This is a genomic window from Flavobacterium movens (assembly GCF_039581425.1).
Lineage (GTDB): Bacteria > Bacteroidota > Bacteroidia > Flavobacteriales > Flavobacteriaceae > Flavobacterium > Flavobacterium luteolum.
In genome coordinates this window covers 628,626-643,633 of record NZ_JBCPXY010000001.1, presented here as the reverse complement: position 1 = coordinate 643,633, position 15,008 = coordinate 628,626, and the positions used below count along the sequence as shown (strand labels likewise).

The 15,008-nt window shown below is 33.3% G+C and carries 15 protein-coding genes; 7 read left to right on the top strand and 8 right to left on the bottom strand.

Annotation, left to right across the window (positions count from 1 at the left end; translation table 11 throughout):
* Position 1: 1 nt before the first annotated feature.
* Positions 2 to 3,130 (bottom strand): SusC/RagA family TonB-linked outer membrane protein, encoded by a 3,129-nt coding sequence (locus AAYQ05_RS02740; protein WP_343540985.1) that lies wholly within the window; start codon positions 3,128 to 3,130, stop codon positions 2 to 4.
* A gap of 44 nt (positions 3,131 to 3,174) precedes the next feature.
* Positions 3,175 to 3,342 (bottom strand): hypothetical protein, encoded by a 168-nt coding sequence (locus AAYQ05_RS02735; protein ID WP_343540984.1) that lies wholly within the window; start codon positions 3,340 to 3,342, stop codon positions 3,175 to 3,177.
* Positions 3,343 to 3,769: 427 nt separating this feature from the next.
* Here AAYQ05_RS02735 and AAYQ05_RS02730 point away from each other — a divergent pair, with 427 nt between their 5' ends.
* Positions 3,770 to 4,486, top strand: coding sequence for an NUDIX hydrolase (locus tag AAYQ05_RS02730; RefSeq protein WP_177211709.1), 717 nt, complete (start codon positions 3,770 to 3,772; stop codon positions 4,484 to 4,486).
* A 35-nt stretch (positions 4,487 to 4,521) separates the two neighbouring features.
* Entirely contained in the window at positions 4,522 to 5,223 is a 702-nt protein-coding gene (locus tag AAYQ05_RS02725; RefSeq protein WP_343540983.1) for an NUDIX hydrolase, read from the top strand.
* 54 nt (positions 5,224 to 5,277) lie between these two features.
* Here AAYQ05_RS02725 and AAYQ05_RS02720 read toward each other — a convergent pair whose 3' ends face one another.
* Positions 5,278 to 5,472 (bottom strand): hypothetical protein, encoded by a 195-nt coding sequence (locus tag AAYQ05_RS02720; protein ID WP_343540982.1) that lies wholly within the window; start codon positions 5,470 to 5,472, stop codon positions 5,278 to 5,280.
* Positions 5,473 to 5,972: 500 nt separating this feature from the next.
* On the opposite strand from AAYQ05_RS02720, the gene lepA reads away from it, so the two are divergent.
* Both lepA and AAYQ05_RS02710 read left to right on the top strand, forming a co-directional pair.
* Positions 5,973 to 7,769, top strand: coding sequence for a translation elongation factor 4 (gene lepA / locus AAYQ05_RS02715; RefSeq protein ID WP_343540980.1), 1,797 nt, complete (start codon positions 5,973 to 5,975; stop codon positions 7,767 to 7,769).
* Between the two features lie 240 nt (positions 7,770 to 8,009).
* A complete protein-coding gene (locus AAYQ05_RS02710; protein WP_281634198.1) occupies positions 8,010 to 8,630 on the top strand; it encodes an outer membrane beta-barrel protein in 621 nt (206 codons plus the stop codon).
* 58 nt (positions 8,631 to 8,688) lie between these two features.
* Here the strand turns inward: AAYQ05_RS02710 and AAYQ05_RS02705 are convergent, their stop codons facing one another.
* Genes AAYQ05_RS02705 through AAYQ05_RS02695 form a run of 3 tightly spaced genes read right to left on the bottom strand, consistent with a single transcriptional unit; the run spans position 8,689 to position 11,016 of the window.
* Positions 8,689 to 8,886 (bottom strand): hypothetical protein, encoded by a 198-nt coding sequence (locus tag AAYQ05_RS02705; protein WP_281634199.1) that lies wholly within the window; start codon positions 8,884 to 8,886, stop codon positions 8,689 to 8,691.
* 5 nt (positions 8,887 to 8,891) lie between these two features.
* Positions 8,892 to 10,283, bottom strand: coding sequence for a radical SAM protein (locus AAYQ05_RS02700; protein ID WP_343540977.1), 1,392 nt, complete (start codon positions 10,281 to 10,283; stop codon positions 8,892 to 8,894).
* A complete protein-coding gene (locus AAYQ05_RS02695) occupies positions 10,273 to 11,016 on the bottom strand; it encodes a prolipoprotein diacylglyceryl transferase (protein ID WP_343540975.1) in 744 nt (247 codons plus the stop codon). Before AAYQ05_RS02695 ends, AAYQ05_RS02700 begins: the two co-directional genes overlap by 11 nt.
* A gap of 202 nt (positions 11,017 to 11,218) precedes the next feature.
* On the opposite strand from AAYQ05_RS02695, the gene AAYQ05_RS02690 reads away from it, so the two are divergent.
* Positions 11,219 to 12,178, top strand: a complete 960-nt coding sequence (locus AAYQ05_RS02690) for a helix-turn-helix transcriptional regulator (protein ID WP_281634202.1) — start codon at positions 11,219 to 11,221, stop codon at positions 12,176 to 12,178.
* Between the two features lie 38 nt (positions 12,179 to 12,216).
* On the opposite strand, the gene AAYQ05_RS02685 is transcribed toward AAYQ05_RS02690, so the two are convergent.
* Positions 12,217 to 12,714 (bottom strand): DinB family protein, encoded by a 498-nt coding sequence (locus AAYQ05_RS02685; RefSeq protein WP_343540973.1) that lies wholly within the window; start codon positions 12,712 to 12,714, stop codon positions 12,217 to 12,219.
* 47 nt (positions 12,715 to 12,761) lie between these two features.
* Positions 12,762 to 13,241, bottom strand: a complete 480-nt coding sequence (locus AAYQ05_RS02680) for a DinB family protein (RefSeq protein ID WP_177211700.1) — start codon at positions 13,239 to 13,241, stop codon at positions 12,762 to 12,764.
* A 401-nt stretch (positions 13,242 to 13,642) separates the two neighbouring features.
* Between AAYQ05_RS02680 and thiL the strand changes: the two genes are divergently transcribed.
* Entirely contained in the window at positions 13,643 to 14,689 is a 1,047-nt protein-coding gene (thiL, locus tag AAYQ05_RS02675; RefSeq protein WP_343540971.1) for a thiamine-phosphate kinase, read from the top strand.
* Positions 14,690 to 14,715: 26 nt separating this feature from the next.
* Entirely contained in the window at positions 14,716 to 14,922 is a 207-nt protein-coding gene (locus AAYQ05_RS02670; RefSeq protein WP_343540970.1) for a hypothetical protein, read from the top strand.
* The last annotated feature ends 86 nt before the right edge of the window (positions 14,923 to 15,008 follow it).

Below are 15,008 nucleotides of genomic sequence, written 5' to 3'. Positions count from 1 at the left end.
ATTAAAGTTTAACATTTAGACCTAACATATATGTTCTTGGTCTTGGATAGTAACCTACATCAACCCCTGATGAAAACTTTTGATCATCATTAGAAGAACCAAATCCTATTTCAGGATCCATTCCATCATACTTCGTAAAAGTATAAAGGTTCAATACTGAGAAATAAACTCTAAACTGGCTTGCAAAAAATGATTTTGACTGTTTCATTTTTGCTAAATCAAATCCAAGTGTAACTGTGTTGATTCTTAAGAAATCCCCATTCTGAACGTATAAATCTGAAAATTGTGTAAAGTTTCGGTTATCTTCAGTTACTCTAGGCATTGTGTTTGAAGATCCTTCTCCATGCCAGCGGCTTAATATTGCTGAAGTATAATTACCGTAAGTATTTGCTTGGTTTCTATACGATTGTACAATTTGATTTCCTGCTACTCCATTTCCATTAAGCGAAAAATCGAAGGCTTTATAACTAGCCGAAATAGAGAAACCGTAAGTGAAATCAGGATTTGGATTTCCGATGCTTGTTTTATCAGAAGCATCAATTTTATCATCTCCATTTGTATTCACATAAATCAAATCTCCAGGAGCTGCATTTGGTTGTAAAACCACTCCGTTTGCCGATTTGTAATTGTTAATTTGTTCCTGATTCTGAAATACTCCCCCTGTTTTGTATCCCCAGAAATATCCTAACGGATGTCCGTTTTCTGCTCTATAAAATTCACCCGAGTTATCATAAAGTTCACCGCTCAGACCATGAATAATTCCGTCTGCATTTGGAATTTGTCCAACAGTGTTTTTATTGTAAGCACCATTTGCACTCACACTGTAGTTAAAATCTCCAATTTTATTTTGATAGCTCAAACTTAACTCTACTCCTTTATTAACTACATCTCCTCCGTTAATAAATGGCGCGTTCGCACCAGCCGTTGCTAAGATTGGCGCTAAAATTAACCAGTCTTTGTTTGTCTTTTTATAAACATCAAAGTTTACACTCAATGCATTGTCTAAAAATCTGGCATCAAAACCAAGGTCAATCTGTTCTGAAGTTTCCCATTTAAGGCTTGGATTTGCAATATTCTCAGGGTATGCTCCAGGTGTTAAGGCACCTTCTTTATCACCAAAAGTGTAGTTAGTATAATTTGATTTTATTAAAGATAAATATTGAAATGATCTAATACTTTGGTTTCCTACCTGACCCCAGCTTGCTCTTAATTTTAAAAAATTAAATACTTTTGAATCCTTCAAAAAATCTTCGTTTGAAGCTACCCAACCTCCAGAAACTGATGGAAAATATCCCCATTGATTTCCTGGCGCAAATTTAGAAGAACCATCAGCCCTAAGAGTTGCATTTAATAAATACTTCTCTTTGTAATTATAGTTTAATCTTCCAAAATAAGACATTAGGATATTCTCAAACTTACTTCCTTTCATTGACATTCTTGCTCCGTCTTTATTTGTTGTATTGTCAATCCAGGCGTGCTCTAAATCGTTAAAAACAGAATCAGCATTTGCCGCTTCTACAGAAGTTGTATTATAATTGATATAAGATGTACCAGCCAAAGCTTCAAAATGATGATTATCTGATACATTAAACTTATATGTTAATAAATTGTCCCAGTTTATACTTGTACTTTTATTCATGTTCTGATTTACCCTATCAAAAGCACTATTAGCATAAATTGACAATCTGTAAATTGGAGAATAAGAGTGTCCTTCATTTACGTTATAATCCAAACCTAAAGTTGTTTTAAAAGTTAGGTTTTTAATTGGCTGAATCTGTAGGTAAACATTTCCTAATAATTTTTGGCTATCGCTTTCGTTTTGATTATTATAAACCATTAAAGCATAAGGATTTGCCATTCCTGTCAACCATGGTTCTGTACTGTTTGAAGTATCAAAATAGTTGCCGTTTGCATCGTACATTGGCAGCAAAGGTGTTGCTTGAAAAGCTCCTCTAAGAGAGTTATTATATTGATTACCAACACCAATTCCATTTTTATTAATGTAAGCAAAACTCAAATTCTCTCCAAATGTCACAACATCTTTGTATAATTTATGCTCAGAATTGAATCTGAAATTATAACGTTCGTAGTTTGACAAATCTTTACCTCCAACTACACCTTCTTGCCCCAAATAAGATAATGAAGCCGAATAAACCGAAGTGTCAGAACCTCCAGACGCTCCAAAAGAGAAATTCTTAGTTGCAGCATTATCTGTAAGCATTTTATCCATCCAATTTGTTCCTGAGCCCATTCCAGCAATTTGAGCATTAGTAAAATATGGAGTATTGCCAGAGTTAACCCTTGCTTCATTTAATATTGTTGCATATTCTTTAGCATCAAGCAAATCTACTTTTCTCGCTACTGACTGAACGCCATAATACTGATCAAATGTTATTTGTCCTGTTGTGCCACGTTTCCCTTTTTTTGTTGTTACTAATACAACTCCATTCGAAGCTTGCGAACCATAGATTGCCGCCGAAGCAGCATCTTTTAAAACAGAAATAGATTCGATATCAGAGTTATTCAAGTAAGAAATATCTCCAGTAAGAACTCCATCTACAACATAAAGCGGATTACTTCCTGCTGTTGACCCCACTCCTCTAATTACCACATTCAGACTTTCTCCCGGTTGTCCAGATGTAGAAGTAATTTGAAGACCCGCTGCCTGACCTTGAAGTGCCTGAAGCGCATTTGTAGTATTTGTTTTTGTCAGGCTCTCACCACTTACCTGAGTTACAGCATTAGTGACTAATGTTTTCTTCTGTGATCCATATCCAATTACTACAACCTCTTTAAGTTCTGCAGTTTCTGGCTGTAAAACAGCGTCGACTACTTTTTGAGCACCGACTGTAATATTCTTTGTTTTAAATCCCACGAAGGTAATTACTAAAACATCGCCTGTTTTGGCTTCAATTTTATATTTTCCGTCAAAATCGGTAACAGCACTCGATTTTGTTCCCTGTACAAGTACAGTTGCTCCTGGAACTCCAAATCCGTCTTCGGAAGAGGTAATTGTCCCACTTACAGTTTTAGATTCTTGAGCAAATCCAAACTGCATCATAAATACGCTAAGCAGCACCGCCATAAAATATGGAAGCTTTGTTGTTTTAATACAATTTTTGCTTTTCATAATAAGAATTGATTAAGTTTAAGTTATAGTTAGTTTTTCTTACCCTAAGAGAAATCTGGAAAACTTCCCAAGTAGGTCACGCCAAAAATGAGGGCCTGAATCTCATTTCCAACATTTAGTACTTGCTGACTATAAACAGGCGTTTTAAAAACAAGCATTTCTAAAACATCAAAATCGATTCTTTTGGTAGAATTTGATGATGGTAATCTCATCAAAAAGCTATTTAAATCAATTTTTAGAAAAAACATTTGTGGTAAGTTTAAGTTAAGTGTATGTTTGTCCTATTTTTGCTTATGGTCAATTTGAATTTATCTTATGGTAAATTTGACTACAAGTGTAAAACAAATTTTCTATATTAACAAAATATTAGGGTTATTTTTTTTCGATTCTGATTAATCCTAATCCATTTTTATTAATGTTGTAAAATCTGAAGTAGAATTGAAATAAAAAATATAGAAAAATCAACGATTTATAAAATTGACAATCAGTCGTTTAAGAAATCCTCTGAATTTAAGAGCTTTTCACACTTATTTTTAAAAGCTTGATTATCAATTTTTTGTTTCGTTAAAAAAAATATAAGGCTTTCAAAAAGGCTAATAATCATTTTATTTATTTAATTTGTCAAAATTTATCTCATATATGGTTGAAAATGTAGACGACAAAACTGCTCAAAAAAATGAAAACAGTGCGATGAATGCCATCACGATTGACTGTGTCATTTTTGGTTTCGACAAAGGCAGTCTTGAAGTGCTTTTGGTGCAGCATGCCGAAGGTATCAGTAAAGGAAAATGGGGACTTCCGGGTGGATGGATTTATAAAAAGGAAAGCACAGATAATGCGGCTCACCGCTTATTGAATGAACTTACCGGTCTTGATAACATTTATTTGGAACAGCTGAAAGCATTTGGAGATCCGGATCGTTTTCCGCTGCGACGCGTTATTACGATTGGGTATTATGCTCTTGTAAAAAGAGAAGATTATAATATTAAAGCAGGTTTTACAGCTTCGGATGCGCAATGGTATAAAATTGATAACATTCCGAATTTAATTTATGACCATAACGAGATCTTAGATTACAGTATAAAACATCTTAGAAGTAAAGTGCGCCAAACGCCAATCGGATTTAATCTGCTTCCCGAAAAATTTACCTTATTGCAATTAATGCAACTTTATGAAGAAATTTTAGGAATTGAAATGGATAAACCCAACTTTAGAAGAAAAATTCTTCACATGAAACTGTTGGTTGCTTTAGACGAAAAACAACAAGATGTTTCGCACAGAGCGGCTCAGTTATATAAGTTTGATCCCGAAATCTATGAGAAATTAACTGAAAAAGGATTCAATTTTGAGTTCTAATTTTCAATACACAATATTAACACGACAACAACAAATTGACTGAAATAACTAATAACCACCACAAACCAGCCGTAGACGGAATCACGATTGACTGTGTTTTCTTCGGATTTAACAAAGAGAGTCTCGAAGTGCTATTGGTACAGCATGCCGAGGGTGAAAGTAAAGGCAAATGGGGACTTCTTGGCGGATGGCTTCAAATAGACGAAAGCGCAGATAATGCTGCTCAACGAATTTTACAGGAACTTACGGGTCTTGAAAATATCTATTTGGAACAGTTAAAAGCATTTACAAATCCGCAACGTGTACTAGAAAGACGCGTGGTTACTATTGGCTATTATACTTTGGTCAATAGAGAAGATTATAATATTAAAGCCAGTTTAAGAGTTTTTGAAGCAAAGTGGTTCAAGATAAATGAAATTCCTGAGCTGATTTTTGACCATAACGAAATTCTTGATTTCAGTTTATTGCAGTTGCGAAACCGAGTGCGTCAGGCTCCAATTGGTTTTAACCTTCTTCCAGAAAAATTCACTCTATTGCAGCTAATGCATTTGTATGAAGAAATTTTAGGAATCGAATTGGATAAATCTAATTTTAGACGAAAAATTTTGCACATGAAATTATTAGTAGCTCTCGACGAAAAACAGCAGGACGTATCACACAGAGCAGCAAAACTCTACAAATTTGATCCTGATATTTATAAAAAACTGACTGAAAAAGGATTTAATTTTGAGTTCTAAAACACAAAGAGACATCAATAATTGATGTCTCTTTTTTATTTGAATTCAATTTGGCTATAAACAAGTCAACACACAAGTATAACCATCAAGCATAGGATAAGAAGTTCCCTGACAACCCGTTGCCACCAAACCATATCCCGAGGCACAAATACTTGTAGGAACTGTAAATCGGCCAACGGGTGTTACGCCGCCAGTTATATTTTTCATTTCTTCGTTAGAAAGCCTGCCAAATTTAGCGGCAAGCTGCATAGTTTGTTTTTTCATAATTTGTTGGGGTTAAATTAGTAAATAGTAAAATTCATTCTATCATTTTCGAAGATGTATCTAGTGCACAGATAAATTTTAAGAAAACAATACAAAAACCAAAGCTGATCAATCTTATAGTTACAATGACTACAAGTATACTCATATTTAATTAAACCGACAATTATTCGCACAAATTTTACAAATTACTCGGCTAAAATTCATTTTTAACATTTTTTCAATAAACAATAATTGAAATAAATCTATAAAAGCAAACATTCTTCAAGTTTTTGATTGAATGCGAAACAGTAATTTAAATAGAATAGATACGTTTAGACACTGAAAAACAGCTTTTTGACTTCAAATTTCAAAATCGTGCAACTAAATTCCAGAATCCAAAACTTTGCGCTATCTTTGCCACTTGATAAGATACGTTAAAACGATTGCTACAGCGCATTTTACAGCAAAAAAATACTTAAAACTCGATAGAGAACTGATATACTAAAATGAAGAAGATTCGTAACTTTTGCATTATTGCACACATTGACCACGGTAAAAGTACATTGGCGGACAGATTACTAGGCGCAACACAAACCGTTACAGCTCGTGAAGAAAAAGCACAATTGCTTGACAACATGGATCTGGAGCGTGAGCGTGGAATCACCATTAAGAGTCATGCTATTCAGATGGAATACACCTACAAAGGTGAAGAATACATTCTGAATTTGATTGATACTCCAGGCCACGTAGATTTTTCATACGAAGTTTCAAGATCTATCGCTGCTTGCGAAGGAGCGTTATTAATTGTTGATGCGGCTCAGAGTATTCAGGCACAGACAATTTCAAATTTATATTTAGCGCTTGAGAACGACTTAGAAATCATTCCGGTTTTGAATAAAGTCGATTTACCTAGTGCAAACCCTGAAGAAGTTAGCGATGATATTATCGATTTATTAGGATGTAAATTAGAAGATATTATTCATGCTTCAGGAAAAACTGGTTTTGGTGTTGAGAACATTCTTGCTGCCATTATCGAAAAAATTCCTGCTCCAAAAGGAAATCCAGAAGAACCATTACAAGCGTTAATTTTCGACTCGGTTTACAATCCGTTCCGCGGAATTGAGGTAATCTTTAGAGTTGTAAATGGTGAAATCAAAAAAGGCCAGAAAATTAAATTTATGGCTACCGACAACGAATATTTTGCGGACGAAATTGGAACTTTAAAACTAAATCAGGTTCCTAAAAATGTAGTTTCAGCAGGAGATGTTGGTTATTTGATTTCTGGAATCAAAGAAGCGCGCGAAGTAAAAGTTGGTGATACGATTACAGATGCAAAAGTTCCTACAACAAATATGGTTGCTGGTTTTGAGGATGTAAAACCAATGGTATTCGCGGGTATTTATCCTGTAGACACAGAAGATTATGAAGATTTGCGCTCTTCAATGGAAAAATTACAATTGAATGATGCTTCGTTAGTTTTTACTCCTGAAAGTTCTGCGGCATTAGGATTTGGTTTCCGTTGCGGATTCTTAGGAATGCTTCACATGGAAATTATCCAAGAGCGTTTAGAGCGTGAGTTCGATATGACTGTAATTACTACGGTTCCTAACGTTTCGTATTTGGCTTACACCAAAAAAGAGCCAGAAAAAGCTATTGTTGTAAACAACCCTTCAGATTTACCAGAGCCTTCAAAACTTGACAGAGTTGAAGAGCCTTTTATTAAAGCTACGATTATTACAAAATCTGACTTTGTTGGAAACGTAATGAGTTTATGTATCGAAAAACGTGGTTTAATTACAAACCAAACGTATTTAACTACAGAAAGAGTTGAATTGAATTTCGACATGCCTTTGGCAGAAATTGTATTCGATTTCTACGATCGTTTAAAAACAGTTTCTAAAGGTTACGCTTCTTTTGATTACTCTCCAATTGGAATGAGAACTTCTAAATTAGTTAAATTGGACGTTCTTTTAAACGCACAAACAGTTGATGCGCTTTCTGCATTGATCCACGAAGATAACGCTTACAATATCGGTAAGAAAATGACTGAGAAATTGCGTGAATTAATTCCAAGACAGCAATTTGATATTCCAATTCAAGCTGCAATTGGAGCTAAGATTATTGCTCGTGAAACAATTAAAGCACTTCGTAAAGACGTTACCGCAAAATGTTACGGTGGAGATATTTCGCGTAAGCGTAAACTTCTTGAAAAACAGAAAAAAGGTAAAAAACGTATGCGTCAAGTAGGAAACGTTGAGATTCCTCAAGAAGCATTTATGGCTGTTTTGAAATTGAATGACTAAGTCTTTTCTTTTAAATAGAAGAAAGAAACAAGAATATAGATTAAACCCGATAACTTTCGTTATCGGGTTTTTTGTTCGAATATAATCCGTTTCTGATCTTTTAAAAAAATGTAGGTTAAAACCTATTTTTTATAAAAATATTAACTTAATCGATTGTTTTTTAACGCTTTTACAAAAACTTAAAGTTAATTTTAAGATAAAATTGTATTTTTAATCTTACAACTTTAAAACTGTAAGATTATGAAAACCAAATTTTCAATTATTTTAGCTTTATTTAGTTTTTACTTTGCAAATGCGCAACAAGAAGATCAGGTTAATTCTGAAATGAATTCTGCAAAAGGAATCACCTTTGCACATGGCGATATGTTTATAGAAGGTGCAATACAAATTAGTACGGGAGGCGATCAAGACTATTATGCTTTTAATCCCAAATTTGGATATTTTCTTAATGATAAATTTGCCGTTGGAGGACAAGTGAGCTATTCTAGCAATAAAGTTGAAGCAACCGATGAAAAAACTAATATTTTTGGAATCGGTGGTTTCGCAAGATACTATGTATTGGAACTCGATAAAAAACGATTCAAAGCTTATGGAGAAGTAGGTTTAGGATACGGCAGAAATAAATACGAAAGTCCAATTACTGGTACAGATGATAGCAATAGTCTAACAGCCAATATCAATGTTGGTTTAAATTACTTCGTGACTAAAAACATTGCGGTTACTTTTACTCTTGCTAATTTATTATCATACAACAGTGTTTCTCCAGAAAATGGTCCATCTTCAGATACTTTCCAATTAAACATCAATTTATTTGAAAACATCTTCGATCAACCAAAATTCGGATTATTGTTTAGATTTTAATCCACTTATAATAATATACTTTAAGACCCTCAATAATTTAGTTTATTGAGGGTTTTTCTTAAGACATAAGTGTTCCGCATATTCCTAATCCAATAATTAAATATAACGCTCCAATAATAAAGCAAATCTTTGCTCCATTCGGACTGTTTTTCCTGATTGCAAAACCAATGATTGCCATCAAAATTGGTGGCCCAACCATAATCGCTATAAAAAATGCGACTAAACCACCTAAATTACCAACTTCTAATCTTATCATATGCTTTATACATTAGTTCTTAATTCTTCTAGCCTTTTTACTTTATCATCTCTGTAAAACAAATTCATTGTTTCGAACGGGATTATTTTATTGTCTTTATTGACAATATGAACACACGATTTTTTTATTGCTCTCACGTCAAAATTGTAGGCATCAATAAACTGCATTATGATAATTCGAAACAAATTGTCATAACCAAGTTCTGGCGCATCAATATTAGGAAGACAACATAATATCGATTTCAAATTTTCCTGCGCTACTTCTACAGAATTTCCTGTACTAAACAAATCTATCATTTTACCACGAAGTACTTCATCTTGCTCGTAAATAATAGTGTTTTTACTATTGTCTAATAAATCGTTCGGATTAATATATCGTGTTAGCGGAAAAACTTCGTCTCCCAGTTTCAAAGCATAACCCATTACCAAAGCATCTGGATTACAAGGAACAGGAAGTAAATCATCTGAATTAAAAACTGTAGTCTGCTCCAGAATTTTTCTTCTTACTTCTGTTAAAGTCATACGATCGGTTTCTAAATTGAAATTCTCCAATCGGCCCGCAATTTGAGTTGGCTGAAATGTAACGCCTCGAACACATTTTTGCTTTAGTGCAAACTCAATAATTTTACCAATTTCATGATCATTTAATCCTTTTTGAAGCGTGACAACTAAAGTTGTAGACAAATTAACTTCATTTAGATTTTCTAAAGCCTGTTTCCGTATTTCACTTAAATCAGCTCCACGCAACTCTTGCAATACACTATCTTCAAAAGAATCAAACTGAAGATAGATTTCAAAATCTGGAGAATAGCTTTTTAGTCGCTGAACAAATTCTTTGTCTTTTGCAATTTTAATTCCATTTGTATTTAGCATTAAATGCTTTATCGGAATTGATTTTGCATAATCTAAAATTTCAAAAAATTCAGGATGTATGGTTGGTTCTCCTCCACTAATCTGCACTACGTCTGGTTCTTTTTCATTTCTAACAACCGTATCGAGCATAGCTTTTACTTCTTCGAGAGTTCTGTGTCTACCATAATTAGGTGATGAACCTGCATAACAAGTCGGGCAAGTTAGATTACAACGATCTGTAACCTCAACAACAGTCAGGCAGGAATGCTGCTCATGATCTGGACATAAACCACAGTCATACGGACAGCCATAATGCGTTTTTGTATTAAAAGTATATGGCATCTCAGATGGTTTATTGTAGTTTCGAATATTCTTGTAATACTGAATATCGTCAGCAATTAAAACCTTAGAATTTCCATGTTCTGGACATCTTTTAAGCATGTAGACATTCTCGTCTTCAAAAACAATTTTAGCATCAATTCTCTTTAAGCATTCTGGACAAAGGCTTAATGTAAAATCATAATAAGTATATTTTCTAACTGGCATTTTTTACAAATAAATTTAAAATTGTTTTGTTATAATAGAGCAGACAAATTAAACATAAGATCTGAATTGAACTTATGCCAAAAATCAGGAAATGATTTGGTTTTAAAAATTCTACAAAAAAGCGAAACGCAAAATAGGCAATCATAAAATACTGAAATAGCAAGCCGTTTTTTAGATTTTTTGTTTTCAATTCTTTCAAAAGAAAAAACACAATAATCAGAAAAATTAATTCGTATAAAGCAATTGGATGTCTTTTAATAGTATCTCCAAGATTCATCCCCATAAAAAAAGTCGTTTCTTTTCCGTACGTAAACTCATTGGTTCCAGATAAAAAACAGCCAACTCTGCCTATAAAAATTCCTAGAATAATTGGAAAAGTAAATAAATCGCCCGATGATTCTTTTTCACCAATAATCTTCTTAGCAATTTCAACTCCTAGTAATCCGCCAAACAATCCTCCCATAATTGTTTTTGCATTAAATAGTTCCAAAATTGATCTTGCATCTAGATGAAAAACAGGATTTTCTAAAAATCCCATAATTCTAGAACCCAAAAAAGCACCAATTGCTGCACCCAAAATAATCGATAACCTGTTTGTGGAAACAATAGTATCATTCGTTCTTTTTCTCAAAAAAACATAATATCGGTATCCTAAAAAAAATGCCAAATATTCTAGAACTAAATGGATATTAATTTCATAACCAAAAATAACTGGCTCAAAAGGAAGCTTCATTCGATATTTTAAAATTTAATACTATAATTCTGTAAAGATGCAAAAAAAATGTTTAAATTCATTCGCCCTATAAAGTAAAAGCTGTTTCAATTTGGAACAGGTTTTTTAATTCTCTTTAGTTTTTACATTTGTATCTTTGAATCTTTGCATCAGCAAAAAACTTAGAATCTCAGCAACTCAGAACCTTAGAATCTTTAAAAAAATGCTCGACGAAACCCCAAAACGATTTGACCGAATTGTTGCCATTCTTATTCAATTGCAATCTAAAAAGATTGTAAAAGCGCAAGAATTGGCCGATCGTTTTGAGTGCAGTTTGAGAACGATTTATAGAGATATCAGAACTTTGGAAGCGTCTGGAGTTCCTATTTATAGTGAAGCAGGTGTTGGTTATGCTTTAATGGACGGATATAGACTTCCGCCGGTTATGTTTACTCGCGAAGAAGTGAGCAGTTTTATTGCTGCCGAAAAATTAATGCAAAAGTTTACCGATCCTTCTTTGGGAACACATTATGCGTCGGCGATGTACAAACTGAAATCAGTTTTAAGGAGTACTGATAAAGATTACCTTTCGACTATCGAATCAAAAATCGTGATGCAGACCGCAGAACCGATGTTTAATGATAATTCGCCAAACACTTTGGCTGTTCTTTTTGAAGGAATTGCTGAGAAAAAGCAAATTCTTTTAACCTATAAAACTTTTGATAAAGACGAAACAACGCAGCGCAATCTTGAACCAATCGGCGTTTTTCATGATAATAACAATTGGTATTTTCTCGGATATTGCCATCTTCGAAAAGATTACAGACAATTTAGAACCGATAGGATTCAGGGAATTAAAAAAACAGATGTAGATTTTACAATTGAACACGATGCACTGGAAACCTATTTAACTAAAACTGAAACTTGTCCAACAACAAAAGTTCGCATTTTAATTGACCGCAAAATAGCGCGATATTTAGCAACCGAAAGAAAATATCATGGCTTTATTTCTCAAAAAGATGTAGGAGAAAAAATCGAAATGACTTTTATGTCCAGAGATATCAATAATGCTTTTCCGAGATGGTTTTTGATGTTTGGAGATTATGCAGAAATTCTTGAACCTGAAATATTAAAAACCAATGTCTTGGAATTATTGGAAATTAACAGAAAGAGACTTTTATAAAAAAACTCCTGAGAGTAGTATCTCAGGAGTTTTTTCATTTATTTCTGTTTTATAACATTATAGAAATTATAATCGGTGTTTGAAGCATCTGTAATTCCGATATTTCGTCCCATTGTTACAATCTGGCCTCGATGATAAGTTCCGTGATTGATTACTTGAATTAAATATTCAGAAATTGGCAATTCGCATTCAAACCACGGATTTGTAATTTTTACTTCTTTCATCAAATCTTCTTCTGACAATGAATTGATAAGATGTTTCAATCTTGTAGACGAATTTAATAATCCAGCAAATATTTCTTCTTTTGACAATTCGCTTTCTGTCTTTTTTTCTGCCATTTCATTTTCAGAAATTACCGAAAACCAATATTCTTCAGTAGACCAGATATGATCTAGCGTTTTCATGATAGTAGAAAAACTCGATTGAACTTCAGTATAAAGCAATTCATCTGCTTTTGGCGAAAGCCAGTTTACAAATTGCTGGTTTACCCATAAATTATAATCTGCAAAATTGGCCATTATCTTCTTTAAACTCATAGTCTTAATTTTAGATTTCTGATATTAAGTTAGTAAAAAATTATCAATTATCTTTCCCAGAAAAATGGCGGTTCGATATTTAATGCTCTTAAATAAACGTAAGCTTGTCCACGGTGATGCACTTCATTATCAATAAAATATAAGATATTCTGAATTACAGGAAATTCATATTGTCCAAAAAGATTAAAGGTTTCGCTAAAATCCTCAACTGATAATTGTTCCCAATATTTATTGATTTCTGCGGTAGCTTCATCCCATTTTTCAAGATATTGTGCTTTGAAAATTAGTTTTTCAGTTCCTTCTGCAAATGGTGCAGTTTCTTTCGTTACAATTCCTTTTAAACCTGGAACTGCAATAGCCAAAAGCTCATCTACCAATTTTGAGAAAGGTCTCATTCCACCAATTGAAAATTCAAAGAAATCTTTCTCTGGAAAAATCTCAATTAAACGACGTGTAAGTGCTCTATGCCCTTGCCAGTGTTTCAATAAATCTTCTGAAGTAATAACTTGTGCTTCTAATGTTTTCATGGTTTTAAAGTTTAAATATTTTTAATACTTCAAAAGTAAAATGGGCCGGTGACAACAGTTTGTCAGCAGCAAAAAATAAATTTTAAAATATTTTTTTATGCCGTAGAAACGCACTACCATAGAGATACTGTGTTAATTTGTTTTTTTGAATTACCTCCAGCTTTAGCTAGGGGAAGAAGGATTATGAAAAAAGGCTTTAGCCAAAACGTTAATGTTCGGCTAAAGCCTTTTTATGTTTGCATTAAGCTGGCCTCCAGCTAAAGCAGGAGGCAATTGATTTTTTAGACAGCAATGTAAATCTGATACAAAAAAAACTTAGAACCTTAGTATCTCAGAATCTTAGCATCTTTAAAAAAAACCTTTGTACCTTTGCTCCTTAATAACTTTGGAACTTAACAGAAATGATTGAAGATAAAAATCAGCAGAGAACTAGTATAGCTCAATTAGGCGAATTCGGTTTAATTGACCATTTAACCAAAAACTTTGACGTTACTCAGGAATCTACTTTGAAAAGTATTGGCGATGATGCGGCTGTTCTTGATTTTAAGGACAAAAAAGTAGTAGTTTCTACCGATTTACTGATTGAAGGAGTTCATTTTGATTTGGCTTACATGCCTTTAAAACATTTAGGATACAAAGCAGTTGTAGTGAATGTTTCTGATATTTGTGCGATGAATGCAAAACCAACTCAAATTACGGTTTCGGTTGCAGTTTCTAATCGTTTCCCACTTGAAGCTCTAGAAGAATTGTTTGCAGGAATTACGCACGCAGCAAAAGAATATAAAGTTGATGTTATTGGCGGAGACACAACTTCATCTCAAAAAGGATTAATTATCAGTATAACAGCAATTGGAGAAGCTGATGAAAATGAATTGGTTTACAGAAACGGAGCCAAACAAACTGATTTGCTAGTTGTAACCGGAGATTTAGGCGCTGCTTATATGGGACTGCAGGTTTTAGAACGTGAAAAACAAGTTTTCCAGGTTAACCCAAACAATCAGCCAGATTTAGATCCTTATACTTATTTGGTAGAACGCCAATTGAAACCTGAAGCACGAAAAGATGTTCGCACCTTACTTCATGCTTTAGATATAAAACCAACTTCAATGATTGATATTTCAGACGGATTATCTTCTGAGATTATCCATATCTGTAAGCAATCAAAAGTGGGTTGTAATTTATATGAAGACAAATTACCATTAGATCCGCAGTTTATTTCTACTTGCGAAGAATTTAATATCGACAGTACAACAGTTGCCATAAACGGCGGTGAAGATTATGAGCTTTTATTTACAATTGACATTAATGATTTTGACAAAATAAAAGGAAATCCGAATTTCTCTGTTATCGGTCACATGGCAGAAGAAAATGAAGGAATACATCTTGTAACACGTGCCAACACAAAAATTGCTTTAAAAGCCCGCGGATGGGATGCTTTGACTGAATAATTCTAATGAAACTCTAAGCAAAAGCCATGATACAGAACATTATTTTACCATTTGTGAGTTTCCTTATTGGTCTTGTTTACTCAAAATGGTTATATAAAGTAAATAATGGTTTTTTTAGAAAAAATGTTGATTTATTTTCCAATTCAAAAGATTTACAAGCTTGGTTTGCTGCTCTAGTATTAGTTGTTGCAGGAGTTTTATTTCTCTTAAAAGGTATTTTAAGTTATACATGATGATGCTAAAAGAATAAAAAAAATCCAAATTCCAACATGAGTATTGGAATTTGGATTTTTTTTATTTCGTTTTTTTGGAATTTCAA